This window comes from Lamprobacter modestohalophilus (genome assembly GCF_016583905.1).
GTDB lineage: Bacteria > Pseudomonadota > Gammaproteobacteria > Chromatiales > Chromatiaceae > Lamprobacter > Lamprobacter modestohalophilus.
On record NZ_NRRY01000025.1, the window covers coordinates 53,370 to 75,835 of the forward strand.

The 22,466-nt window shown below is 61.9% G+C and carries 25 protein-coding genes; 8 read left to right on the plus strand and 17 right to left on the minus strand.

Features of this window, described 5'->3' with window-relative positions:
- Positions 1-226 precede the first annotated feature (226 nt).
- Both CKO42_RS15020 and CKO42_RS15025 read left to right on the plus strand, forming a co-directional pair.
- The gene (locus CKO42_RS15020) at positions 227-1,228 is read left to right on the plus strand and encodes a Uma2 family endonuclease (RefSeq protein WP_200245671.1); all 1,002 of its coding nucleotides are present in this window, start codon (positions 227-229) and stop codon (positions 1,226-1,228) included.
- Positions 1,229-1,306: 78 nt separating this feature from the next.
- A complete protein-coding gene (locus tag CKO42_RS15025) occupies positions 1,307-2,518 on the plus strand; it encodes a YbfB/YjiJ family MFS transporter (protein WP_200245672.1) in 1,212 nt (403 codons plus the stop codon).
- A 91-nt stretch (positions 2,519-2,609) separates the two neighbouring features.
- On the opposite strand, the gene CKO42_RS15030 is transcribed toward CKO42_RS15025, so the two are convergent.
- The 3 genes from CKO42_RS15030 to CKO42_RS15040 are packed head-to-tail and all read right to left on the minus strand — an operon-like array spanning position 2,610 to position 3,976.
- A complete protein-coding gene (locus CKO42_RS15030; RefSeq protein ID WP_200245674.1) occupies positions 2,610-3,164 on the minus strand; it encodes a Uma2 family endonuclease in 555 nt (184 codons plus the stop codon).
- A gap of 35 nt (positions 3,165-3,199) precedes the next feature.
- Complete coding sequence (locus CKO42_RS15035) at positions 3,200-3,397, minus strand: hypothetical protein (protein ID WP_200245683.1); 198 nt, start codon at positions 3,395-3,397, stop codon at positions 3,200-3,202.
- A 45-nt stretch (positions 3,398-3,442) separates the two neighbouring features.
- Positions 3,443-3,976, minus strand: coding sequence for a hypothetical protein (locus CKO42_RS15040; RefSeq protein WP_200245685.1), 534 nt, complete (start codon positions 3,974-3,976; stop codon positions 3,443-3,445).
- Between CKO42_RS15040 and CKO42_RS15045 the strand changes: the two genes are divergently transcribed.
- Positions 3,963-4,454, plus strand: coding sequence for a hypothetical protein (locus CKO42_RS15045; RefSeq protein ID WP_200245687.1), 492 nt, complete (start codon positions 3,963-3,965; stop codon positions 4,452-4,454). The genes CKO42_RS15040 and CKO42_RS15045 overlap by 14 nt on opposite strands.
- A gap of 6 nt (positions 4,455-4,460) precedes the next feature.
- Here the strand turns inward: CKO42_RS15045 and CKO42_RS15050 are convergent, their stop codons facing one another.
- From CKO42_RS15050 to recQ, 3 genes are all read right to left on the minus strand, one after another.
- Positions 4,461-4,739: a type II toxin-antitoxin system RelE/ParE family toxin gene (locus CKO42_RS15050; protein WP_200245689.1), complete on the minus strand. Its 279-nt coding sequence runs from the start codon at positions 4,737-4,739 to the stop codon at positions 4,461-4,463.
- Positions 4,736-5,005 carry a prevent-host-death protein gene (locus tag CKO42_RS15055; protein WP_200245691.1) on the minus strand — a complete coding sequence of 90 codons (270 nt, stop codon included), beginning with the start codon at positions 5,003-5,005 and terminating at the stop codon, positions 4,736-4,738. The genes CKO42_RS15050 and CKO42_RS15055 overlap by 4 nt, the downstream gene beginning before the upstream one ends.
- Before the next feature lie 97 nt (positions 5,006-5,102).
- A complete protein-coding gene (gene recQ / locus CKO42_RS15060) occupies positions 5,103-7,460 on the minus strand; it encodes a DNA helicase RecQ (protein ID WP_200245693.1) in 2,358 nt (785 codons plus the stop codon).
- Between the two features lie 344 nt (positions 7,461-7,804).
- Here recQ and CKO42_RS15065 point away from each other — a divergent pair, with 344 nt between their 5' ends.
- Positions 7,805-8,524 carry a class I SAM-dependent methyltransferase gene (locus CKO42_RS15065; RefSeq protein ID WP_200245695.1) on the plus strand — a complete coding sequence of 240 codons (720 nt, stop codon included), beginning with the start codon at positions 7,805-7,807 and terminating at the stop codon, positions 8,522-8,524.
- 41 nt (positions 8,525-8,565) lie between these two features.
- Here the strand turns inward: CKO42_RS15065 and CKO42_RS15070 are convergent, their stop codons facing one another.
- The 3 genes from CKO42_RS15070 to cysZ form a co-directional block, all read right to left on the minus strand.
- The gene (locus CKO42_RS15070) at positions 8,566-9,333 is read right to left on the minus strand and encodes an ADP-ribosylglycohydrolase family protein (RefSeq protein ID WP_200245697.1); all 768 of its coding nucleotides are present in this window, start codon (positions 9,331-9,333) and stop codon (positions 8,566-8,568) included.
- A gap of 162 nt (positions 9,334-9,495) precedes the next feature.
- Entirely contained in the window at positions 9,496-10,164 is a 669-nt protein-coding gene (locus CKO42_RS15075) for a potassium channel family protein (protein ID WP_200245699.1), read from the minus strand.
- Between the two features lie 89 nt (positions 10,165-10,253).
- A complete protein-coding gene (gene cysZ / locus CKO42_RS15080; protein WP_200245701.1) occupies positions 10,254-10,991 on the minus strand; it encodes a sulfate transporter CysZ in 738 nt (245 codons plus the stop codon).
- A 147-nt stretch (positions 10,992-11,138) separates the two neighbouring features.
- Here cysZ and CKO42_RS15085 point away from each other — a divergent pair, with 147 nt between their 5' ends.
- A complete protein-coding gene (locus tag CKO42_RS15085) occupies positions 11,139-11,978 on the plus strand; it encodes a SirB1 family protein (RefSeq protein WP_200245703.1) in 840 nt (279 codons plus the stop codon).
- A 331-nt stretch (positions 11,979-12,309) separates the two neighbouring features.
- Here CKO42_RS15085 and CKO42_RS15090 read toward each other — a convergent pair whose 3' ends face one another.
- From CKO42_RS15090 to amrB, 4 genes are all read right to left on the minus strand, one after another.
- Complete coding sequence (locus tag CKO42_RS15090; RefSeq protein WP_200245705.1) at positions 12,310-13,368, minus strand: hypothetical protein; 1,059 nt, start codon at positions 13,366-13,368, stop codon at positions 12,310-12,312.
- Positions 13,369-13,482: 114 nt separating this feature from the next.
- Positions 13,483-14,760, minus strand: a complete 1,278-nt coding sequence (locus tag CKO42_RS15095) for an HlyC/CorC family transporter (protein ID WP_200245707.1) — start codon at positions 14,758-14,760, stop codon at positions 13,483-13,485.
- 27 nt (positions 14,761-14,787) lie between these two features.
- Entirely contained in the window at positions 14,788-15,393 is a 606-nt protein-coding gene (gene amrA, locus CKO42_RS15100; protein WP_200245709.1) for an AmmeMemoRadiSam system protein A, read from the minus strand.
- On the minus strand, positions 15,380-16,192 hold the full coding sequence (amrB, locus tag CKO42_RS15105; protein WP_338034928.1) for an AmmeMemoRadiSam system protein B: 813 nt from the start codon (positions 16,190-16,192) through the stop codon (positions 15,380-15,382). Before amrB ends, amrA begins: the two co-directional genes overlap by 14 nt.
- A 92-nt stretch (positions 16,193-16,284) precedes the next feature.
- On the opposite strand from amrB, the gene amrS reads away from it, so the two are divergent.
- The 3 genes from amrS (at position 16,285) to CKO42_RS15120 (ending at position 19,402) form a co-directional block, all read left to right on the plus strand.
- A complete protein-coding gene (gene amrS / locus CKO42_RS15110) occupies positions 16,285-17,406 on the plus strand; it encodes an AmmeMemoRadiSam system radical SAM enzyme (protein WP_200245711.1) in 1,122 nt (373 codons plus the stop codon).
- Between the two features lie 102 nt (positions 17,407-17,508).
- Entirely contained in the window at positions 17,509-18,198 is a 690-nt protein-coding gene (locus tag CKO42_RS15115) for a Uma2 family endonuclease (RefSeq protein ID WP_200245713.1), read from the plus strand.
- Between the two features lie 139 nt (positions 18,199-18,337).
- Positions 18,338-19,402 carry a recombination-associated protein RdgC gene (locus CKO42_RS15120; RefSeq protein ID WP_200245715.1) on the plus strand — a complete coding sequence of 355 codons (1,065 nt, stop codon included), beginning with the start codon at positions 18,338-18,340 and terminating at the stop codon, positions 19,400-19,402.
- A gap of 122 nt (positions 19,403-19,524) precedes the next feature.
- Here CKO42_RS15120 and CKO42_RS15125 read toward each other — a convergent pair whose 3' ends face one another.
- From CKO42_RS15125 to CKO42_RS15140, 4 genes are all read right to left on the minus strand, one after another.
- Positions 19,525-20,532: an NAD-dependent epimerase gene (locus CKO42_RS15125; RefSeq protein WP_200245717.1), complete on the minus strand. Its 1,008-nt coding sequence runs from the start codon at positions 20,530-20,532 to the stop codon at positions 19,525-19,527.
- A gap of 180 nt (positions 20,533-20,712) precedes the next feature.
- The gene (locus CKO42_RS15130; protein ID WP_200245769.1) at positions 20,713-20,913 is read right to left on the minus strand and encodes a Trm112 family protein; all 201 of its coding nucleotides are present in this window, start codon (positions 20,911-20,913) and stop codon (positions 20,713-20,715) included.
- A gap of 194 nt (positions 20,914-21,107) precedes the next feature.
- On the minus strand, positions 21,108-21,419 hold the full coding sequence (locus CKO42_RS15135) for an RNA recognition motif domain-containing protein (protein ID WP_200245719.1): 312 nt from the start codon (positions 21,417-21,419) through the stop codon (positions 21,108-21,110).
- Between the two features lie 246 nt (positions 21,420-21,665).
- Complete coding sequence (locus tag CKO42_RS15140) at positions 21,666-22,130, minus strand: hypothetical protein (protein ID WP_200245721.1); 465 nt, start codon at positions 22,128-22,130, stop codon at positions 21,666-21,668.
- Positions 22,131-22,466 lie beyond the last annotated feature (336 nt).

Here is a 22,466-nt window from a genome sequence, read left to right on the forward strand (position 1 = left end):
GATCACTGACACGACAACTGAATCGCTTAGATTCAAACGTCTGTTTAGTACGTTTGGCGGGAGTATACAACAGTCAAAGTCATGATCAAGGCAGGCCTATTCAATGTCGGCCTAGGCTTATGGCACGCTCAGCCGATCGCTGTGGTCTGGTCTGCATGCGCGGTTGCGGTACTGACCGGCATTGACTAGTATCGAACGCCATCTGATCGACTCGAGGGTCGCGCGAATGACTCAATGGCCAGTGACAGGTGAGCCGCTCGCCGGCGTCGAGACGACCTCCGCTGACGGCCGGCTGGTGAGCGAAGCCGAGTACTGGCAGGACTGGTACAACACCGGTGATCTCAGCTACGAGTGGAACAATGGCCGCTTGGAGGAGAAGCCGGTGTCGGATTTCGAGACCTTTCAGGTCTACCTCTGGTTCCTGGAGCTGTTGCGGCACTACCTACGGCTGCAGCCGATCGGCAAGCTGGTGGCGCTGGAGATGGGCTTCCGACTGTCGCTCAGCTCGGGCACGGTGATCCGTAAGCCGGACTTAGCCGTGGTGCTGGACAGCAACCCGGTCGCCCTTGATCTGACCGATAGCTCCTATCATGGCATCTTCGACCTCTGTGTCGAGGCCCTGTCGACGGAAAAGCCGGCCTATGTGCATCGCGACCTGGTGGTCAAGAAGGCCGAGTACGCCGCCGGCGGTGTGCCCGAGTATTACGTGCTGCACCGCGAGCATGGCAATCTGGCCTTCTACGGCCGCACCCGGGGCAGCCGCGTCTACAGCCCACTGCCGATCGAGGGCAGCGGTGACGAGCGCCTGGTGCGCTCGCGGGTATTGCCAGGCTTCCAGTTCCGCGTCAATGACCTGATCCGCCGGCCTGATCTCGATGCGATTCGTCGCGACCCGGTCTACAGCGGTTTCGTGCTGCCGGAATGGACGCGGGCCGAGGAGGCGCAAGCTCGAGCCGAGCAGGCGCGAGCCCTGGCTGAGCGCGAGCGCGAAGAGGCCAGTCGCGAGCGCGATCAAGCCGGTCGCGAACGTGATCAAGCCAGCCACGAGCGCGATCAAGCCAGCCGCGAACGTGATCAAGCCAGTCGCGAACGCGATCAAGCCAGCCACGAGCGCGATCAAGCCAGCCGTGAGCGCGATGAGGCCTTGGCAGAGGCTCGGCGCGAGGCGGTCGCACGAGCGGCGCTCGAAGCGGAGCTGGCGCGTCTGCGCGGCACCTCCGGCGGATAGTCGCAAACGCTCAGGGGAGCCTCTGGAGTCCAGCGCCCGGTATCCTCATCCGGGCACTGTTAGCCTTGGAGCTGGTCGATGATGTCGCCCCGTCCCTTGTTCGTGCTCGTCTCGGGCATCTTCGCCTTGATCCTCACCATGGGCGTGGCGCGCTTTGCTTACACGCCGATGCTGGCCTACATGCAGCCGCAGACCGGCATGGGCGATGCGCTCGCTGGCTGGCTGGCGGGCTGGAATTATCTCGGCTATCTGTCCGGCGTGCTGCTGGTGACACGGCTCAAGGATCTGATGCTCAAGGACCGTCTGTATCGCATCAGCCTGCTGTTGGCGGTGCTGACCACGGCGATGATGCCGCTGGCCGGCATGCCGCTATCAATGTTCCTGGCCAATGCGCCACTGATCTGGGGCCTGAGCCGCTTTCTGGCCGGCCTCAGCACCGCCGGTGGGCTGATGCTCGGCTCTGGGTTGATCCTGAACTGGCTGATCCGCCATGGCCACCGCAGTGAGCTGGGCATCCATTTCAGCGGACTCGGGCTGGGGATTGTGCTCGGTGGCCTGCTGGTCGAGCTGGCCGCGCCTTACACCGACTGGTGCGGCCAATGGTGGCTGCTCACCGGCGTCGGGCTGCTGCTGTTGATCCCAGCCTGGCGTTGGCTGCCGCGGCCGAATCAGGGCATGCAGCTCCAAGCTGGCGCGAGCGCGGTCGAGGGCGAGCCTGGGCCGCTCTGGTTGTGGCTGCTGCAGGCGGCCTATCTCTGCGCCGGCTTCGGCTATGCGATCAATGCCACCTTCACCGTGCTGATCACCGAGCAGCAGCCAGCCCTGAGCGGGCAGGGTGGGCTGATGTGGCTACTGGTCGGGCTGGCCGCGGCCCCGGCGCCGATCCTCTGGGACCGGATCGCGCGCCGCTGGGGTTATCTGCGCACGCTGCAGGTCGCCTATCTGCTGCAGATCATCGGTATCCTGCTGCCAGTGCTCAGCGGCTCCTTGATCGCCGCGGTAGCCAGCTCGCTGCTGTTTGGGCTGACCTTCATTGGCATCGTCTCGCTGGTGCTGACCATGGTCGGTGTGCGCTATCCCGCGCATCCGGCACAGATCATGGCGCGGCTGACGGTGGGTTACGGCATCGCGCAGATCATCGCGCCGGTGGTCGCTGGCGAGCTGGCTGAGGTGACAGGCAGCTTCGATGGCTCGCTGATCTGGGTCAGTGCGATGATGGGACTCGGCTTATTGTGCCTGGTGGCGATGGCGATGATTGCGGTTCGAGATCGCGGTAGGGGCGCTCGGTAGTGCTACAGATATGTTGGTAACGAGTAGATGACGCTATCCCTGTAACCCTGTAACTGGATCATCACGCCATGGTTTCGGAGGGCATCCAGATCTATAACACTACCAGCTCGAGCTTCAGCGCATCGAAGGGGGCGACCGCGATGCAATCGTTACCGGCTACCTCTGCGAGTAACCGCCATTCGCCGCTATCCAGTCCATAGGCCTCCAAGGTTCGTTGTTTGGGATCAACGAGCCAGGCGTAGGCAACCCCGTAATGGGCGTAGATGGGCATCTTGATGTGACGGTCTTTGCTTTCGGTCGAGGGGGATAGGATCTCGCAGATCCAGTCCGGGACGACCTCGAAGCGATGTCCCTCGGGGATTTGAGGCATGCGCTCTTTGCGCCAACCCGCAAGATCCGGAACCGTGACCTCCGTATCGGTGATGAAGTGGATCTCGGGCTCGACGATGATCCACCAGCCACCCGGTCCGCCTCGGCCGCGCCCATAGCTGCCGACCAGATCGTAGGTCAGCTCACTCTCTGCTTTAGCGTGAGGCCCGGCTGGCCGAGGCTGGGTGTGCAATTGGCCGTTGAGGATCTCTCCGGTGAGCCCCCCGGGCAGGGTTTCGAGCTGTTCGTACAGGGTTTGCTTGTAAGCATGTTGCATGGCTGTTGCCTATTCGACGGGGTTGGACTCGCCGCCTAGCGATCGGGCCTCCGCGCGATCAGCGCCCGTATTTCAGGAGCGAGACTCGCGGGTACAGCCATCATGATCATATCTTCTTGCTCAAAGGCCGCTTCAATGTCGGCGAACTGTTCGTCCTCCGACTGGCCCTCATAATGAGCGATCACTTGATTGACACGCTCTTCATCCCAGCCTTTTGGAAATCGATTACTCATCGCTTTTTCCATATTTGGTGAGCCCTTTAGTCGTCGTTGGATCAATCAACAAACTAGCCCATGCGCATCAAACAACGCATCCAACTGCGGGTTAGAGGTCACTAGCAAGACCTGTTTGCAGATGCTGGAGTCGTTCATCTCCAGGCGCTGGAAATGGCCGTTGCTGTCTTTGCGTAAGAGCTGAATCCGCCCAAACAGGTGCCCATGGTGCTCGGCAAAGCGTGCCAACCCGATGGCTTTCTCAAAATTGTCAGACCGGCTCGGGTCGTGCGGTTCGAGGATATCGAACAGATAGCTTGGCTCATCTCCATCGGCAGTGTTTTGCTGGCGCACCATGACCAGATCGGGAAACAGCGGCCGAATATCGCCGCCGGTTTGGTAGGGGATCTCCAGCGACCAGGACTTGCGATCCAGGTTGCGCAGCCAGGCTACTCGATCCGGCTTGGCCAGTTCTTGCTCGAGCAGTTCGCGCTCCCAAGTGCCAAGATCTGCACGAAACTGGCCGTCTTCCTCCAAATACAGGTGCCTTTGGTAGATCGGTGCGTTCGTGCTGCGCCGGAAGTCGATGCTGGCTTCCAACCGCCAATCGATCACCTCCGGTTTGGGCCTCGATCAGACAATGCCAGGGCGCATCAGTCGGGCCGTTCTGCACCTGCGCCATGGGCGTGAGCGACGGAAAGATCGGCTCGCCGAACTGACGCACCACCACCAGCTCCGCCAGCGGCCAGTCGAACCGCGCGCCGGCATCCGCTGTGCCTTCCGGACGCAGGCATTCGGCCACCCCATCGCGGACCCGGCGCACCCGCCAGCGCTCGGTGAGCGACTGGCCTTTCTTCGCCACCAGATCGCCGCGCCTGGGTGTCACCTTCGGCAGTGGCACCAGCTCTGGCAGATGGCGGTCGAACACCAGTCCAAACTGGCGCGTCTTGCGCACCTCCGCCCACTCGCGCTTGAGCTGCTCGCGCACGCGCGGCTCAGAGATTTGGGCGATCAGATCATCGATCGAGGCCAATGCGGACTCCTTGGCAGGATGGGAAACTGGGATCTTCACCCTTGATCATTTTCAACGATAGACCTCGTCGTGAGTGCCGATATCGAGCAGGATGACCTCCTGCTCGGTCACTCTCAGCTGCAGCGTTAGCCGATATGAATAGGTCAGGCTGACTGCCTGCACTCCGCCGAGATTGCCGGAGAGTGGATGGAGCTTCAGCTTGGGTTGGAAGGGATCTCGGCTCAGGTCGTCTAAGGTATCCCGCAGGGGTTGGCGAAGATCGGGATGTTTGCGCAGGAACTTGCGCGCGCGACGCTCGAAATGCTGGGTCGTGACCAGCGCGAAGCTCATGATGCGTCGGCATCGAGGGCCTTCATCAAGTCATCGGCGTTCTCGTAGCGGCGCGTTCGGCCAGCCTCCAAGTCATTGAGGGACGCTCGCAAGCCTGCGCTGGCCGCGTCCTGGGCGCTTTCGAGAAGCTCGGCATAGGCCGCTTCGCTGAGCACGACATAGCTCGGGTGGTTGTTTTTAATGATATGAACCGGGCCGTCGCGAAGTGCCTCGTCAATGGCGGAGATGCCACTGCGTTCGATCTCGTGGGCTGGAATACTGTTCATGGCTGATGAGGTACCTTTTTAGCACTGAGTTGAGCAGTCATTCGGTTGCTCGTCAACGCGATCCTGCAGACCTGGGGTCTTGAGACCGAGGGCCAACTTACACTTGATCCATCCCCGCGCGCACGCAGCGCAGCACCCCGTAGTCGTATTCACCGTTCAGGGCATCGAAGGCCGGTTTCAGTGCTATGGCCGAATCAGGAGGGATCTGCTCGAGCGCGTAACGAATGGTCTTCAGTTCTCCTTCGGAGAGCGAGACGACTTCGCGTAACGACAGCTCGCCAAGCTCGATGCAGCGTGCGAGATGGCTGTAGACGGTGGTGGGCTTGAGCGCGCGCTGTTGGGCAATCTCGTCGATATCGGCCCCGGCGCGTGCGAGTTCCAGGGTCTCGCGAACGGTGTTGCTGAGGCCGCTTTCCCAGATCCGGCCGCTGGAGGTTGAGATTGTGCCGGATGCGGTGCCAGCGCCAGCTCCGGCCCCAACTCCAGTCCTGGCCGCAGTTCCAGCCCAGGTGCTGGGCGCGGTTCCAGCGCCGCTATTGCCTCGTCCAGCGCCCCCTCTGACATCACGCCCGCGCTCAGGGCGCAGCTTCTCTGGTGGCAGCGGTGGCAGATGTTCGGGACGGCCGTGCTCGGACTCGTGCGCCAAGAGTTCGGCAAGAAAGGCCTCGCCATAGCGCTCGAGCTTGACGACGCCGACGCCGCTGATCCGCGCCAGCTCATCGGGGTTGCGGGGTCGGTAAGCGACCAGCTCGCGCAGGGTGCTGTCGGGGAAGACGTGGAAGGGCGGCACGCCTTGCTCCTCGGCGAGCGCCCGACGGCGGCTGCGCAGACGCTCCCAGAGCGCATTGGCCTCGGGGTCAGACGGCGCTGCGGCCGGCGCGCGACGCTCGGCGCTTGAGCGCTTGCGGTCGGGATCGCGGCGCAGCTTGACCGCCTGCTCGCCGCGGAAGAGCGGCCGGCAGGCCTCGCGGTTCAGCCGCAGCCCGCCATGCCCCTCGATATCGACTTGGGCTAGCCCGGCCGCCACCAACTGCCGATAGACCGATTTCCACTGCTCGGCGCTCAGCTCCTTGCCGATGCCGAAGGTGCTGACCCGGTCATGGCCAAAGCGGCGCATGCGCTCGTCGGCCTTGCCGAGCAGCACATTGGTGAGATAGGCGGCGCCGAAACGCTCGTCGGTGCGATGGATGCAGGACAGCGCCTTTTGGGCAATCACGGTGCTTTCGTCGTAGCAAGCGACCGGGGTCAGGCAGGTGTCGCAATTGCCGCAGGCCGGGCTGCCGGTCTCGCCGAAATAATCGAGCAGCACCTGACGCCGGCAGCGGGTGGTCTCGCAGAGGCCGAGCAGGGCATTGAGCTTGTGCAGGTCGACCAGCTTGAAGCGCTCCTCGGCCTCGGAATTCTCGATGAAGCGTCTTAGGCTGACGACATCGCTGAGACCGTAGGTCAGCCAGGCATCGGCCGGCAGCCCATCGCGGCCGGCGCGTCCGGTCTCCTGATAATAGGCCTCGATGCTCTTGGGCAAATCCAGATGTGCGACGAAGCGCACATCGGGCTTGTCGATGCCCATTCCAAAGGCGATGGTGGCGCAGATGATCACAGACTCGCCACGCAGGAACTCGGCCTGATGGGCCTGGCGGATGCGGGCATCGAGCCCGGCGTGATAGGGCAGTGCGTTGAAGCCTTGGGCGGCAAGAAAGTCGGCGGTCTCTTCGACGCGCTTGCGCGACAAGCAATAGACGATGCCGGCATCTTGCGGATGCTCCTCGCGCAGGAAGCGCAGGAGTTGCTGGCGCGGGCTCTGCTTCTCGACGATGCGGTAGCGGATGTTCGGTCGATCGAAGCTGGAGACGAAGTGGCCGGCCTGCTCGAGCTGAAGGCGGGTGATGATCTCGTTGCGGGTGGGACCATCGGCGGTGGCGGTCAGCGCGATGCGCGGGATCTTCGGCCAGCGCTCATGCAGACGATTGAGCTGCACGTACTCGGGCCGGAAGTCATGGCCCCATTGCGAGACGCAGTGCGCCTCATCGATCGCAAACAGGGCGATCTGGGCGCGCTCGAGCAGCGCGAGGAAGCGTTCGGTGAGCAGGCGCTCGGGGGCGACATAGAGCAGATCGAGCTGGCCGCTGAGCAAGGCGTGCTCGACCTGGCGCTGCTGGTCCAGGTCCAGCGCAGAGTTCAGGAAGGCCGCGCGCAGGCCCAGCTGACGCATGGCGTCGACCTGATCTTGCATCAGGGCGATCAGCGGCGAGACGACGATGCCGGTGCCGGCGCGTAACAGCGCCGGAATCTGATAGCAGAGCGACTTACCGCCGCCGGTCGGCATCAATACCAGCGCATCGCCGCCGCCGACGACATGGCTGATGATCTGCTCCTGGGCGCCGCGGAAGCTTGAGTAGCCAAAAGTGCGGTTGAGGATCTCGAGGGCGGTTGGTGGGGTGGTGGTCGCGTCCATCTATGGCTAACTTGGGCGGAGATTCCAGAGTCATCGGATGTTTTACCGAGACTGCCTGCAATCGAACAGCGGGGTCAATGCTCGCTGGGCCATCGCTGGCCTGACCTGACCTGGTCTGGTCTGACCTGACCTGTGTTCAGCGGCGCAAGCAGGCGTTCTCCACAGCCGCTGTTAGGACTGTTGTGGATAACCTGTGATGGGGCGTGCCAAGTGGCTCTTTGACTGGCATAAACCGCTAGACTGGTCAGAAATTGACCAGGTGGAAAAGAACCGTCCGCCTTGAGCCTGGCTCGAGTGCGCGATAATGGAGTGTTTCCAGTCCTGCAAACCGGCTGAGATCCATGATGCGCTTGAACGACCCTGATGCTTATCAAACGGCGACCGATATTGCTCTGCTCGCCGAGTTGCTCGATCTGCGTGGTGCGCGGGTGTTGGAGCTTGGTTGTGGCGCTGCGGTGGCGACGCGCGCGCTGGTCGAGCAGCTAGGTGCGGCGGAGGTGGTTGCGACCGAGGTCGACGCCACACAGCTGGCGAAGAATTGCGCGATCACCGATCTGCCACAGGTGCGGTTCGTGGTCGGTGGTGCCGAGGCCATCGGCGCCCCCGATGCGAGCTTTGACGCGGTGTTGATGTTCAAGTCGCTGCACCATGTGCCGGTCGCGCAGCTCGACACCGCGCTCGCCGAGATTCATCGCGTGCTCAAGCCCGGCTGTCCCGCCTGCTTCATCGAGCCGGTGTACTGGGGTGAGTTCAATGCGCTGATGGCGATGGTGCATGAGGAGCGCGCCGAGCGCGAAGCGGCCTTCGCGGCGCTCGAGCGGGCAGTGGCCTCGGGGCGCTTCGTCCTCGAAGCGCAACGATTCGTGCAGATCCCGGGCACGATTGCGGATTGGGACGCGTTTGCGGAGCGCTATCTGCAGGTGAGCTATCGCCCGGACCCGATCGAGGCCGAGCGCGTGGCCCGCATCCGCGCCGCCTTCGAACAGCATCTAACGCCGACGGGCGCGCATTTTCTGAAACCGCATCGGATCGATCTGTTGCGGCGACAGCCTGGGTTGGTATGATCCGTGCCGCCCTGATGTGGCTGTGTTGAACGGCAGCCAGATCATCGACAACTGCTGATCAATCTTTCGCGGTGCGCAAGACCGAAATCGGCTAACTCCTCAGCCATCTCGATTGCACGCAGCGTCTCTTCGTGGTCGGGCTCGGCTCGTAGGAGGGGTTTGGCTGCGGCTAATGCCTCGCGCAGCGACGCGCCATCGGTCAGCGCCAAGATTAGCACTGCCAGCACACCACCGGTCAGGGCTCCGGTCGGGTGCCCATGGGTCAGCGCAGCTAACTCGGTACCCAGTCGGAAGGTGTCTTGGGGAGATTCATATTGACGCAGGCGCCAGGCGAATAGACCGACCGGCGCAACCCGCATGACGCCGCCGCAGCCCTTGCGGTCGTTGCGGGCCGGCTCCCCAAGGGAGTTCATCGCCCGCAGGGCCGATAGGCAGGTGTTGCCCGGTGCGTACTGGGTGATTCCCTTCGGGCCGAAGCGACGGAGAATCTCGGCGCGCTTCATGAACTCAACCGGTGCGCCCAGCGCATCGCCGACTGCACCACCGAGGAGGCAGCCCAGAAACCGCCTCTGGACTGTGCGTTTTTGCTGACGCTTACTGCGCCAGACAGGTGTTGCCGGTGTCTCGAATTCTTCCGCCGCGTCCGTATCGGCAACGGGCTCCTCGTCCTCATTGCCGGACAGGGTGTAGTAGACGCCCAGCTCTGCTACTACGCGGGCGGCAGGCCGGGCGACGAGGTCCAACTCAACAACGGCTGAAATGACATCGCGGGTGTCCTCGGGTGCCAGCAGCTCGGCAAGCCGATCCATCGAGGGCTCCACTTGCTGCCAGTGCGCCTCACCATCTCCTAGAGTACGTGAAGCTTGTTAGGCAGTTCTACCAGATCGGCGAGGCGCGTCTGGCCGACTGGGATGTGCCGAAAGAGGCTGAGTAAAGCAATAGGTCGTTCGTGAGGTGTCATCACGCTGATTTCAGTCTTTTGCAGTGCGCACGCCCACCAATCGGGCCAGGAACACGGCGACGAACATCGGCCCGACCACCGCCTCAACCATGGCCAGCGACCGGGCCACGGGCGATAGCGGCGTGATATCGCCGTAGCCGAGCGTACTGAGCGTGACAAGGCTGAAGTAGGCCATTTGGAACTCGAGCGCCAACGGGCTCTCAGGGGTGCCATTGACGAAATTGAACGATCCTGGATTCAGCGTCTCGAGCAGCGCGAAGCCAGCGCCGAAGCAGTAGCCCATGAGCACGTAGACGCAGACACCGCCATAGATGGTGTCGTTGGTCGGTGTACCGCGGCGCTGAATGAAGACGAAGAGCGCGCCGGCGTTGTAGGACGTGAACAACAGCCAGAACGCGAGCGAGATTGGGGCCAGGGCCGGGGTCTCGAGCCAAAAGAAGACCCAACGCGTGGCCAGCGCCGGTGTCAGCAGCAGCATGCCAACCAGCAGCAGCCCACGCCGATGGTACATCGAGAACAGCCCCGCCAAGAGCACTGCTGAGGCTGCCAGGTTTCCAACCAGCGCGCCGATGGCCAAGGGTACCAAGCTGCTTGCCGTTGTTAGCAGTAGCAGGCTTAGTAAGAGGATGGCAAAGCGCGTCGGGCCTCCCTCGCTGGCGCGGTCCCGGGGGTGATGCATCAGCTCAGCAGCGTCTGTGATTGCGGTTTAATGGAAGTCCATGCGAAGGCTGTTGGCGAAGGCTGTCTTTGTGGGCTGTTTCTGTAGGGTCAGGAGCCATTGTTGTCCTTGAACGCTCTGACCCACATCACCGTTGCGCCGGCAACGGCGGCGGGCATGACGATGAAGTTCAGCACCGGGATCATGGTCAGCGCTGCAGCGACGGAGCCGAAGCCGAGTGCGATGACGCGGCGCTGACGCAGTCGGGCGCGCTGCTCGCGGAACAGCAGGCCGTGGTTGCCCATCGGGAAGTCGCTGTACTGCACCGCCAGCATCCAGGCCGTGAACAGGAACCAGATCAGCGGGCCGATGACCGGCACCACCAGGGCCAGGATCAAGAACGGTATGGTCCAGATCAGCGCATAGAGGATCTTCTTCACCTCGTCCCAGAGGATGACCGGCAGTTCCTTGAGGAGCTTGGCGTAGTCGATCGGCTCATTGAGCGAGCGCCCGGTCAACATGGCTTCTGCCTTCTCGGCGAGGATGCCGTTGAACGGCGAGGCGATCAGATTGGCGACCAGCGTGAAGCTATAGAACACGATGATCAGCAGGGCCAGCACGAAGACCGGCCAGAGCAGCCAATCAAGCCAGTGCAGCCAGCTCGGCAGTTGTTGCTCCATCCAGCCGAGCGCATCCTCGAAGCGATGGATGCCATACCAGATGGCCGCGCTGAAGACGCCGATGTTGACCAGCAGCGGAATGACGACGAAACGTCTGAGGCCTGGGCGCAGGATCAAACGCAGGCCTTCGAGCATAAAGGCGGCGCCGCGAATCGGATTGGACGGCATTGGGCTCTCGTCAGGGATTGGTTGTGGGGGCGGAGGACCGCATTCTATCGAAGCTCGGGTCTTCGAGCGGTCTCCTGTATCCTAGGCGCTGAAACAGCTGCTGGAGACCCGGCAGCGATCGGCAGCCCAAGGCGAGGAGGATGTTCGATGACAGAGGCACAACAGCGCTTTTCGCAACTCGCGCAACAACCTGATGACAGCATCGATCTGGCCACCGCAGCACTTGCGGTGAGCGGCTTGTTTCAACCCGGGCTAGCGCCGAGCGAGACGCTGCAGAGCCTTGAAGCGCTGGCTGCGCGAGCGGCGACTCAGGTGGCGCCTGAGGCGGATCTGTTCGACAAGGTGCGAGCCTTGAACGGCTTTCTGTTCGATGAGCTGCGCTTCACGGGCAATCAAGACGACTTCTACGATCCGCGCAACAGCTTTCTTGATCAGGTGCTGGAGCGACGGCTGGGCATTCCGATCAGCCTCTCGGTGATCTACATCGAGATCGCCGCGCGGCTGGGCCTGCCGGCCTATGGGGTGGGGTTTCCGGGGCATTTCCTGGTCCGTATCGGCCGCGGTGATACGGCGCTGATGCTGGACGTCTACGCCGGTGGCGTCGCCTTGCCCGAGGATGAGCTCGATCAGCGCTTGGCGGACCTCTACGGGCGCGGCACACTCAACATCCGCAGCCATCCGGCGCTGCTGTGGCCCGCCACCAAGCGCGAGATCCTGGTGCGGATGCTGCGCAATCTGATCGGTATCTATCGTGATCGCGGTGAGCACATCAATCAACTGTCGGCCCTCACGGCCGCCTTGACCCTGGCCCCCGATCTGCCTGGTGAGTTACGCGAGCGCGGGCTGCTGTACCGCGATCTCGACTATGCGCCGGCGGCGCTGGGTGATCTGCGGCGTTTTGTCGAGGTCTCCGACGATGCCGAGCAGATCGCCGCAGTGACGCAGATCATCGATCAACTGGGCGGTCAGCCGATGCGGCTGCATTGATGTGTAACGAGATGTGTTACGAGATGAGTTACTAAGGGAGAACATGTGGTGAGACTTCTGGCGCTGTTACCTCTAGTTGTTGTCCTCGTCGTCCTGGCGGCCGGTGTCATCTTTTTCTTTCAAGGCCAGACAACGTCAGTGAGCCTCTATCACATCTGTGGCAAAAAGGTTGGTTGGTACGATGCCATGTTCATGACCCCGGTTCTGGATAAGGCTGGTTGCGCAAAGTATGGACCGGTGCCCTGTTCAAAAACGCCTTGAGCGAGCCTCCTGAGCTTCCGGAGTGGGCGGCTCAAAGACGGCTCAATGGGCAGCTCCCGGTACTGCGTTTTCATGGTGTTGATTGACGCGCGGCTGCTGTCAAATCAATCACGGTCATGCTTTGCTCGAGGCCGATCGCCAGGTTCGGCTTGAGGACATTGTCTCTGACGATCTGCATAACCGGACGTCCATAGAGATCATAAGCCAAAAGCCCATCGCTGATCACTTGCTTCTCATGCAGATAAATATATTCCAAGCTGAGACGAACGGAGAGTTGGTGATTTTCTTCTGGTTGGTTCCCCGACTGAGTGATAGGGATTGCTATCTGAACCCGCTGCTCAGGCGCATCAAGCGAGTAACGGTTGAGGTTTTGGCCAAACAGGCCGGTACCCTCGAGGATCATTGCGCTGGTGATGTTGATTGGGAGCACGATCCGTGGGTCAGTGATCTCGACGAGCTCAATTTCGACAACGACCCGATCCTTGTTGGTAACGATTGGGTTAGGATAAGTGATGATACTGTTGAACAGTATCCCGTCGAGTTCGGTTTCGCGAAATTCACTGCGGAAGACCTGATCTTCTTTCCTGTAGGAGGGCTCGCACATTCTTAATTCGGTGCAGAGCATCTTGATAAACTGGGCGATGACGGTATCACCGTTTTCCGAAGTATAAGAGATATTCCGTTCGCACTCGCCGCAATCTTCTGGGCAAGTGCATTTGTTTTCAATTGGTGAGCGTTCTGCTGCGGCCTCTGAAGTGAGTTCTAAAAGCGTGTTGGGCGTGATGTCTTCGTCGTCTGGCGTAGCATCTTCGTCATCGGGTGCGGCGTCTGCTTCGTCGGATAGATTGTCCGATAGGTTGTTTTCGAGTATGGGCTCGACGCGGAGCTCAGCACGGGGCTTGACTGTGTCTTCGCAAATACCATTCCCGCAGCAATGAGCAATGATGGTTGCTTTGCAGATTCCTGCATCACACATGCTTTCGAAACAGTCGCCAGCAGCAGGGCAGTCGCTATCTTGTTGACACTGCGGCTCTCTTCCGCATCCTGCAAGCAGGACTAATGTCAGCAAGATCGTCAGCGATAACGTCAACAACATTGGCGACATAAGGCTGTTTTGAAACTTTAACATCTGGGTTCCTGAACACCTGACTGTTAACGTGAATCTCACGCGATTCATTTTTTGGTGTGCGTCGCGACATACGCGTTTGCCATGCGCATTCGCCATAAGCGTTCGCCATGAGCGTTAGGATGTCGTGAGCTTGCGATAGCGGACAGTCTTGACGGCGGTGTCATCGGCTTGGATGATCTCGAGCGGATAGCCGCGCAGCTTGAGACTCGTACCCTGCTCCGGGATAGTCTCTAAATAGTCGATGATGAGGCCATTCAGCGTTTTCGGGCCATGCGTTGGCAGTGCCCAGCGCATGGCCCGATTCAGCTCACGGATGGTGATGGTGCAGTCGATCAGCAGGCTACCATCGTCAGTGCGGTGGATGTCCGGATAGGCATCGGCCGGGTCGGTGGTGAATTCGCCGACGATCTCTTCTAGGAGGTCAGCGAGGGTGATCAACCCTTGGAAATCGCCATATTCATCAACGACCAGGCCAACCCGTTGACGGGCGCGCTGGAAGTTGACCAGCTGCTGGTAGAGGTGAGTCCCCTCGGGCACGAAGTAGGGTTCGCGGGCGATCGATCGGAGGTCGTCCTTATCCAACTGGCCGTGGCCGAAGCCGTGCTCGAGCAGCACGTGCATGGCCGTGCGCGAGTGGATCAGGCCGATGACGTTATCGAAGTTGCCGTCGAAGAGTGGAAGCAGGGTGTAATTGGCGCGGCGGATGGCGGCGATGATCTCGTCGGGCGAGTCTTGCAGATCGATGCCCTGGACCTCGTTGCGCGGGATCATGATCTCCTCGACCGTGGCGTTCTCCAGATCCAGGATTGCGATCAGCATGTCGCGGCTCTGCTGCGGAATCATCGCCCCGGCCTCGATGACCACGGTGCGCAGCTCCTCGCGGCTGAGGGCCTGGCCCTGGCCGGACTGCGGCCGCACGCCCATCAGGCCGAGTAGGCCGTTGGTTATCAGATTGACGGCGGCGACGATCGGGTAGAGCAGCTTCAGCAAGGGGACGTAGATGTACGCGGCCGGATAGGCGATACGCTCTGGATGCAACGCGGCGAGGGTCTTGGGGGTGACCTCGGAGAAGATTAGGATGATCAGCGTCAGCAGACCCGCAGCGGCGGCAATCGCGCCTTCGCCGCCGAGGCGCAGCGCGATCACCGTGGCGAGTGAGGAGGCGAGGATGTTGACGAAGTTGTTGCCAAGCAGGATCAGGCCGATCAGCCGATCGGGTCGGTCGAGCAGACGCTGGGCGAGGATGGCGCCGCGCTTGCCTTGCTCGGCCTGATGGCGCAGCCGGTAGCGGTTCAGCGTCATCAACGCGGTCTCGGAGCCGGAGAAGAAGCCGGACAGCAGCAAGAGCACGCCGAGCGAGGCGAAGAGGACGGACAGCGGGATCTCGTTCACGATGATGCGCGGATGGACGGGGTGCGATCAGTCGCCAAAGGATTCGGTGCGGTAGCGTGCCACCTGGATCTGCGGCGACCAATGATCCGGCGCTAACCCTGCCTTCTGTTTCAGATGGCTGAGAAACTCCTCCCGGGTTGGCAACTGCTCCCAGACCGATGGCAGGAAGGTCCCGCGCCGGTGGCCTTCACTGAGGATCAGCCCATCGACACCAGGCTCGATCGCCGCGAGCAGCTCGGCCTCGTTGCTGAACGTGAGCGGCTGCGAGGGCGTCAGCACCGAGATGTGGACATCAAGGTCGTTGAGCTCCTGCGCGGAGAGCGGCGCGAAGCGTGGATCGCGGAAGGCGGCGGCATAGGCGTTCTCGGCGACGTCGCAGGCGAGGGCGGTGACTGCTTCCAGGTGACCAATGCAGCCGCGCAGTCGGCCCTGGCGCTCAAGTGTGACGAAGCTTGCGCGCTCGGCCTGAAGGGCTGGCGCTTCCTGCGCGGCGATCAGCTGCAGCGCATGCCCCTGCTCGAGGCCCTGTCGAATCGACAGCCGAGCGATCTCGAGCAGGCGCTGCCGCGCGCTCGGATCAAGTGATGATTCGAGGGGCGGCGGGGATGGGGGCGGCGGATCAAGCGAGCTCATAGGCGCCATAGCCTACCACGCGATCGCGTGGTCCAGCGGTATCGCCCGAGCTGCGTAGGTCGAGCAGCCGTGCCTGAGCATGGTGCGCCTTGGCCAACTGCAGCAGGCCGGCAATGGCGTTGCGCCCGCAGGCCTGTTCTGGGCCGATTCGCTCCGATGCTAGGCTCAAGATGGCCTCTGAGGTGCGCGCATCGAGGGCCTGCCCCGATGCATAATCCAGGTAATGACTGAGATCGGAGCTGATCAGGATCAGGCTATCATCCTGGCTCCAGAACGGCTCCAGCACCTCAGCGACCTGCTGTGGCTGGCTGCTGCCGACCAGCAGCGGAACGATGCGAAAGCGATCGAGCAGAACCTGCAGGAAGGGCAGCTGTACCTCGATGCAGTGCTCACCGTCGAAGGCCAGGTCGAGACGCTGAACCTGCGGGTAATCGGCGAGCAGACGCTCGATTGCTTCCTGATCGACCGGTACGCGGCCGAGCGGGGTCTCGAAGGCATCGGCACTGCTGGTGGCGAGCCCTCGCACCGGGAACCGATGCGGTGGCCCCAGGATCAGCACGCGCTCGATCTGCTCGGCCTGCTCGGCGATGGCCGCGTAGGCGCTGCCGGCGATGGAGCCTGAATAGATATAGCCTGCATGCGGCACGATGAGCGCCTTAGCGCGTGGCAGCGGTTTACCGCCGGCCCGGGCAACGCCCTCGGCGACAAACCCCCGCACCTCGGCGCTCAGCTGTTGTGGATCAGCGGTGTAGAAGAGGCCGGCGACGGCCGGCGCTTGTACGTTTCGCATCATCTTCATAGTAGACCTCGTGCAACTCGATCTTACCGACATGCCTACTACAATTTTAGTCAAGAAAGCGCGAGGCTTCAGGCAAACGATGGAGGCGCATCATGTTCAAGTCGACAGCTGACACACAGGGCTTACAACGTAGTCAAGCCCGTGGCTATCCCACGCAGTTCTATCATCAGCTGGATGACGGACGGATTCAATGCGATGTCTGTCCACGCGCCTGTGCGCTCCATGAGGGGCAGCGCGGACTTTGTTTCGTGCGAGGTCGCGAGGGCGATGAGATCCTGCTCTATGCCTATGGTCGTGCCAGCGGTTTCTGTATCGACCCGGTCGAGAAGAAGCCGCTCAACCACTTCCTGCCCGGCACCTCGGTGCTCTCGTTCGGCACCGCCGGATGCAACCTGACCTGTCGCTTCTGCCAGAACTGGGATATGAGCAAATCCCGCGAGATGGATCTGCTCGCTGAGGAAGCATCGCCGCAGCAGATCGCGGATGCCGCGTTCAAGCACGGCTGCCGCAGCGTCGCCTACACCTACAATGATCCGGTCATCTTCCTCGAGTACGCCTGTGATACCGCTCACGCCTGCCGCGAGCAGGGCCTTCGCAACGTCGCCGTCACCGCCGGCTACATCAGTCCCGGCGCACGCGAGACCTTCTTCGCTGAGATGGACGCTGCCAATATCGATCTGAAGGGATTCACCGACGACTTCTACAAGCGCCTCTGCAGCGCCCGGCTTGGCCCGGTGTTGGAGACCCTGGAGTATCTACATCAGGAAACCGACGTCTGGCTCGAACTGACGACGCTGCTGATCCCGGGCGAGAACGACAGTGATGCCGAGCTGGCGCAAATGGCGGCCTGGGTGGTCGAGCATCTGGGGCCGGATGTGCCGATGCATTTCAGCGCCTTCCATCCGGCCTACAAGATGCTCGATGTGCCGCCGACGCCAGCAGCAACACTGACCCGCGCGCGGCGAATCGCGCGCGAGCAGGGCGTGCGCCATGCCTACACCGGAAATGTGCATGACGACGAGGGCAACAGTACCTGGTGCCATGCCTGTGGGCATCTGCTGATCGAGCGCGATTGGTACCGACTCGGGCGCTGGGGCTTGACCGCTGAGGGAGCCTGTGAGCGTTGCGGCACTCGCTGCGCTGGGGTGTTCGAGACCGAGCCAGGGGCGTTTGGCGCAGGTCGGGTGAGGGTGCGTCCGACGGCTTTGGTCTGAGGGCAAGCGCGAGTGGCATGGATGCCGGACGAGCGGCTAAGCTGTGTTTGTTGTAGCCAACAGCGTCAAGGGTGATCAGCCATGTCAGTGCATGTCCGACCAATGATTCCGCAGCCGCCGGTCAAGACTCGGGTTGCGCATGTCGCGATTCCCGCCGACCTGCTGGCTGATGCCGCGATCGAGGACCACCGCGTTGTCTTGCGGCAGGCCAGCTGGGACGATTTCGAGCGCGTTCTGGCCATGCGTGGCGAAAGGTCCGCGCCGAGAATCGCCTATGACCGGGGAATCATCGAGATCATGAGTCCATCCTCGCATCATGAACGGATCAAATCGCTCATCGGTCGCCTCGTCGAGGTCTATTGCCAGGAGCGCGATATCGATTTCACCACCCTTGGCAGCTGGACGCTCAAGGAAGCGGCCAAAGAGGCGGGCCTGGAGCCAGACGAGTGCTACATCTTTGGCACCGACAGCTCGCTTGAGCGGCCCCATCTCGCCATCGAGGTGATCTGGACCTCGGGCGGGATCGACAAGCTCGCTCTGTATCACCGGCTTGGTGTTGCGGAGGTGTGGATCTGGCAGCGCGCGCGATTGACGCCCTATGTTTGGCGCGATGAGCAGTATTGGCCGGTGACAACCAGCGAGATCCTGCCCGATCTCGATCTGAGGCTGCTTGAGCGTTTTCTCGACGGCGATGACACCACCTCGGCGGCGATGCGTGCGTTCCGAGCTGCGTTGAGTCAGGCATCCGCCGATCCCGCAGGCGATGATCCGGCCAGCGAGTTGCCATCTTGAGTTGAATCATCGTCCGTCGCAGTTGCCGCGGGCCTAGCCACCGGCGGGTGTGGACCGCATCAGTTGGGTCCTTTCTCGAAATCACTTGCGCGGAACGCGGCGAGGTTCATAATGCCGGGCTTTTTGCGGAGGTTCGGCTGTGTTCAAGAACGCCAAGGTGTATCGGCTGCAGGTGCCGTTCGAGCTGGATCAGATGGGCCTGCATGCGCAGTTGGGTGAGCGCCGCTTCCGCCCCTGTGGTCCGGTCGAGACGGCGACCATGGGCTGGACCGCGCCGCTGGGGCCGAAGGCCGAGATGCTGGTGCATACGGTCGGCCAGGTGCATCTGGTCGCCATGCGTCGGCAAGAGCGGCTGCTGCCGGGCTCAGTGGTGACTGAGGCTGTGGCCGAGCGTGTCGCTGAGATCGAGCAAGCCGAGATGCGCGAGGTGGCCCGGCGCGAGCGCACACAGCTACGCGAGGAGCTGCTGGCCGAGATGCTGCCGAAGGCCTTTACCCGCTCGCGCCTAGTGCGCGCCTATATCGATGCTGCTGACGGCTGGGTGGTGATTGACGCCGGCAGCGACAAGGCGGCTGAAGAACTGCTGGCGTTGCTCCGCGAGAGCCTGGGCAGCTTCCCGGTCAAGCCGCTGGAGCCGCAGGTCATCGCCGCTGAGCGGCTGAGTAATTGGATTCGCTCAGGCAAGGCCGCCGAGGGCATTGAGCTGGAAGATTCTTGTGTGCTGCAGGATGCCGAGGATGCACGCTCGACGGTGCGTTGCCGGGGGCAGGATCTGAGCGCGCCGGAGATTCGCAATCATCTGGACACTGGCAAGCGCGCGGTGAGCATTGGTATCAACTGGAAGGAGCGACTTTCGCTGCTGCTGGGTGAGGATCTGAGCCTCAAGCGCCTGCGCTTTGCCGACGAGGTGACGAATGAGCTCGACACCGGCGATGCCGATGATGACGGCGCGCTCTTAGATGCCGAGCTGGCGCTGCTCTCGCTCGAGCTGCGCGCGGTGCTGGCGCGGCTTTGCGAGGAGTTCGAGGTGTTGTCCGAGATGCCCATTGCCGCTCCAGCGGGAATGCTCGGGGCGGATGTCCAGAGGCCGAGCGAGCCGATGCCGGCGTCTCAGGTTGAGCCTGGCTCAAGCTCCGCGCCGGCTGCGGTATCGGATCAGGCTTCAGGGGTCGCCGAGACCGAAGATCGCCCACCCTGGGATTGAGGGCTGTCACGGCCAGCCCGACGCCCGACAGGCTTTGACCACAGCGTCCGAGCTGAGATCGTTGTGAGGCCTAGGGGTGCGGCGATTAGGTCATTGTCGGGGGGCGCAACGCGCCATAAACGTTAGAGCTGGTAATACGCCCGATACCAGTCGACAAAGCGCGCAACGCCGGTTTCAACGCTGGTGGCGGGTCGATAGCCGAGATCTTCGACCAAGTCAGTGACATCGGCGTAGGTATCCGGCACATCGCCTGGTTGCAGCGGTAGCAGCTGCTTCTCGGCGGTGCGCCCGAGACACTGTTCTAAGGTCTCGATGTAGTGCATCAGTTCCACCGGGCTGTTATTACCGATGTTGTAGAGCCGGTAGGGCGCGCTGCTGCTGGCCGAATCGGGCTCAGCGCCACTCCAGCTCGGATTTGGCTCCGGCAAGCGATCGAGCACGCGGATCACGCCTTCGACGATATCGTCGACATAGGTGAAATCGCGCCGGTGCTTGCCGTAGTTGAAGACCTCGATCGGCTCGCCGGCAAGGATCGCCCGGGTGAACTTGAACAACGCCATATCCGGTCGGCCCCAAGGGCCATAGACGGTAAAGAAGCGCAGTCCGGTGGTCGGTAGCCGATAGAGATGGCTATAGGTGTGCGCCATCAGCTCATTGGCCTTCTTGCTGGCGGCGTAGAGGCTCAGCGGGTGATCGACGTTGTCGTGCACCGAGAACGGCATGCTGGTATTGGCGCCATAGACCGAGCTGCTCGAGGCATAGACCAGATGCTCGACGCCGTGGTGCCGGCAGCCCTCGAGGATGTGGGCAAAGCCAACCAGGTTGGTGTCGACGTAGGCGAGCGGGTTTTCGATCGAGTAGCGCACGCCGGCTTGGGCGGCAAGGTTGACCACCCGCTCAGGCTTGTGCTCGGCAAAGGCGCGGGCGATCCCCTCGCGGTCCTCGAGGTCAAGGCGCAGATCGGTAAAACCGGGTTGACCCTGAGTCCGCGCTAGGCGCGCTTGCTTGAGCTCGACATCGTAGTAATCGTTCAGGTTGTCGACCCCGACGACCTCATCGCCGCGCTCGAGCAACCGCATCGATAGCGCCGAGCCGATAAAACCGGCGCTTCCTGTAACCAGCACCTTCATGCTTGTACCTTCCTCAGCGCCGTTGCCGCGCTATCTAATGAATCCAGGGGGTGCGGAACACGATCATCGACCCGCCCAAGAGGACTGCCGGATGCACGACCTGCACAGGTAGCGTAGAGCAAGCTCAGCGGTTCGACCAATCGAGCTAACGACCTGTTCAGGTTGTTCTTGAACCGTTACTTATGCTCGCTTCTTACGCCAAGCCTCTGCCTCATCCTCGCTCAGCGTGCGTGCCTCGTCCTCGAGCATCACCGGGATGCCGTCGCGGATCGGGTAGGCGAGCCGTGCAGCGACGGCGACCAATTCCGCGTTGTCCTTGTCGTAGATGAGCGGGCCTTTGGTCACGGGGCAGACGAGGATGTCGAGGAGCTTCTTATCCAACATGATCTTCTCTGGTACAGTCGGTTTGCGGTCACAAACCTGAATGCTACCTCAGCCTTGCGCGTGACGCGTTGCCGATTCGTCGGTCAGGCCTGGAACGCGAAACGGCCGGAGCGGGATTGCTCCCGTTCCGGCCGTTTGTATCACGGCGAGCCCGGCTCCTCAGCTGAGGATGTGGGCTCTGTGATCAGTGCTTACCAGCGACGACCGCCGCCTGGACCACCACCGCCACCAGGACGACCACCACCGCCGCCGCTTCGCTCAGCGCGTGGCTTGGCCTGGTTGACGCGAATCGGACGACCCTTCATTGGCTGCTCATTGAGTGCCTTGATGGCGGCGTCCGCCTCGCTATTGTTAGGCATTTCGACGAAGCCGAAGCCCTTCGATTCGCCCGTGAACTTATCCATGATCAGGTTTGCACTTTCGACTTCGCCGTAAGCGCCAAAGGCTTCACGGAGCTCATCTTGGGTCACGCTGTAGGCCAGGTTGCCAACGTAGATATTCATCAGTCTCGTCTCTCTGGAAATACACACCGTAGAAAAAGGAACCGCCGCAGACCAGTGTGCAAATCAAGCGGCCGTAGCAGTGGATGAACAGGTCATCCGTCGGATCGATAAAGCGAGGTTAAGCGGATGGCGGGGCGGGGTTGCGCAGCCCGGACTCCATCGGCTTGCACAACGCGATGATCGATGGCGGGAGCATACACGGCCGATTCGGCGGTTGAAAGAAAAATCTGTCGCCGTTGCGTCGGTTCAGCGATTGGCTGACGCCGAATGCTCAATTGTCCCTAGCGATGAATCAGGGTTTCCCTGACAAGACGGATCTAGGCCTTTTGCATGCCGCTCGGCATGGGCGATGTCGATAAACATCTGGATGTCGCGCTGGCGCCGACTCTCTGACAGTGGCTTCTCTTTGGCCGCTTGCCAAGCCGCGTCGATCTCGGGATAAAGCGCCTCAGCGGCCTCGGGATCGCCGCGATCTCGAAGGATCGCGGCCTTCAGCATCAGCCCTCGCTCGACATTGTCGGCATTGCCTTTTGCGATGGCCTGATCGGCAAGCATCAGCGCCTGAGCGTAGCTGCACTGGCCAAAAGCGATGAGCGCGAACCGGTTCTCGGGCCCCATCGGGTCTTCGGCGCAGCTGGCCAGGAGCAGCGCGGAAAGCAGGCCGAGGAGTCCGAATCGGCTGGGCCGCCGGCGCAAGGTGGTTGCGGTCATGAACGATGTTCCTTCTGCAGGTTGAATGGGCGTCCGCCGCCTCGAGCAGGCGTTGACGCTAGCGTTAATGCTGGCGTCATTCTAGCGGAAGCTGCCCGCCTTAAGGTGGTGGTCAGGAACCCGTTCTGGTCTAGGCATCCAGCGCTCAAGGCCCTCATACCTGGCTTGACGAGGGCGCATTCTGAGCCTGCAATGAGCCTGCAAAGTAATGGAATGGTCCGCCCCGCTCCTCCAACACACCCCGAGCGGGCACAATAAGCGATGATGAGAACCCATCGTCAACCAAGGTAGCGGAGCAGACCAATGACAGAGACTCACAAAGACCGGGCCATCACG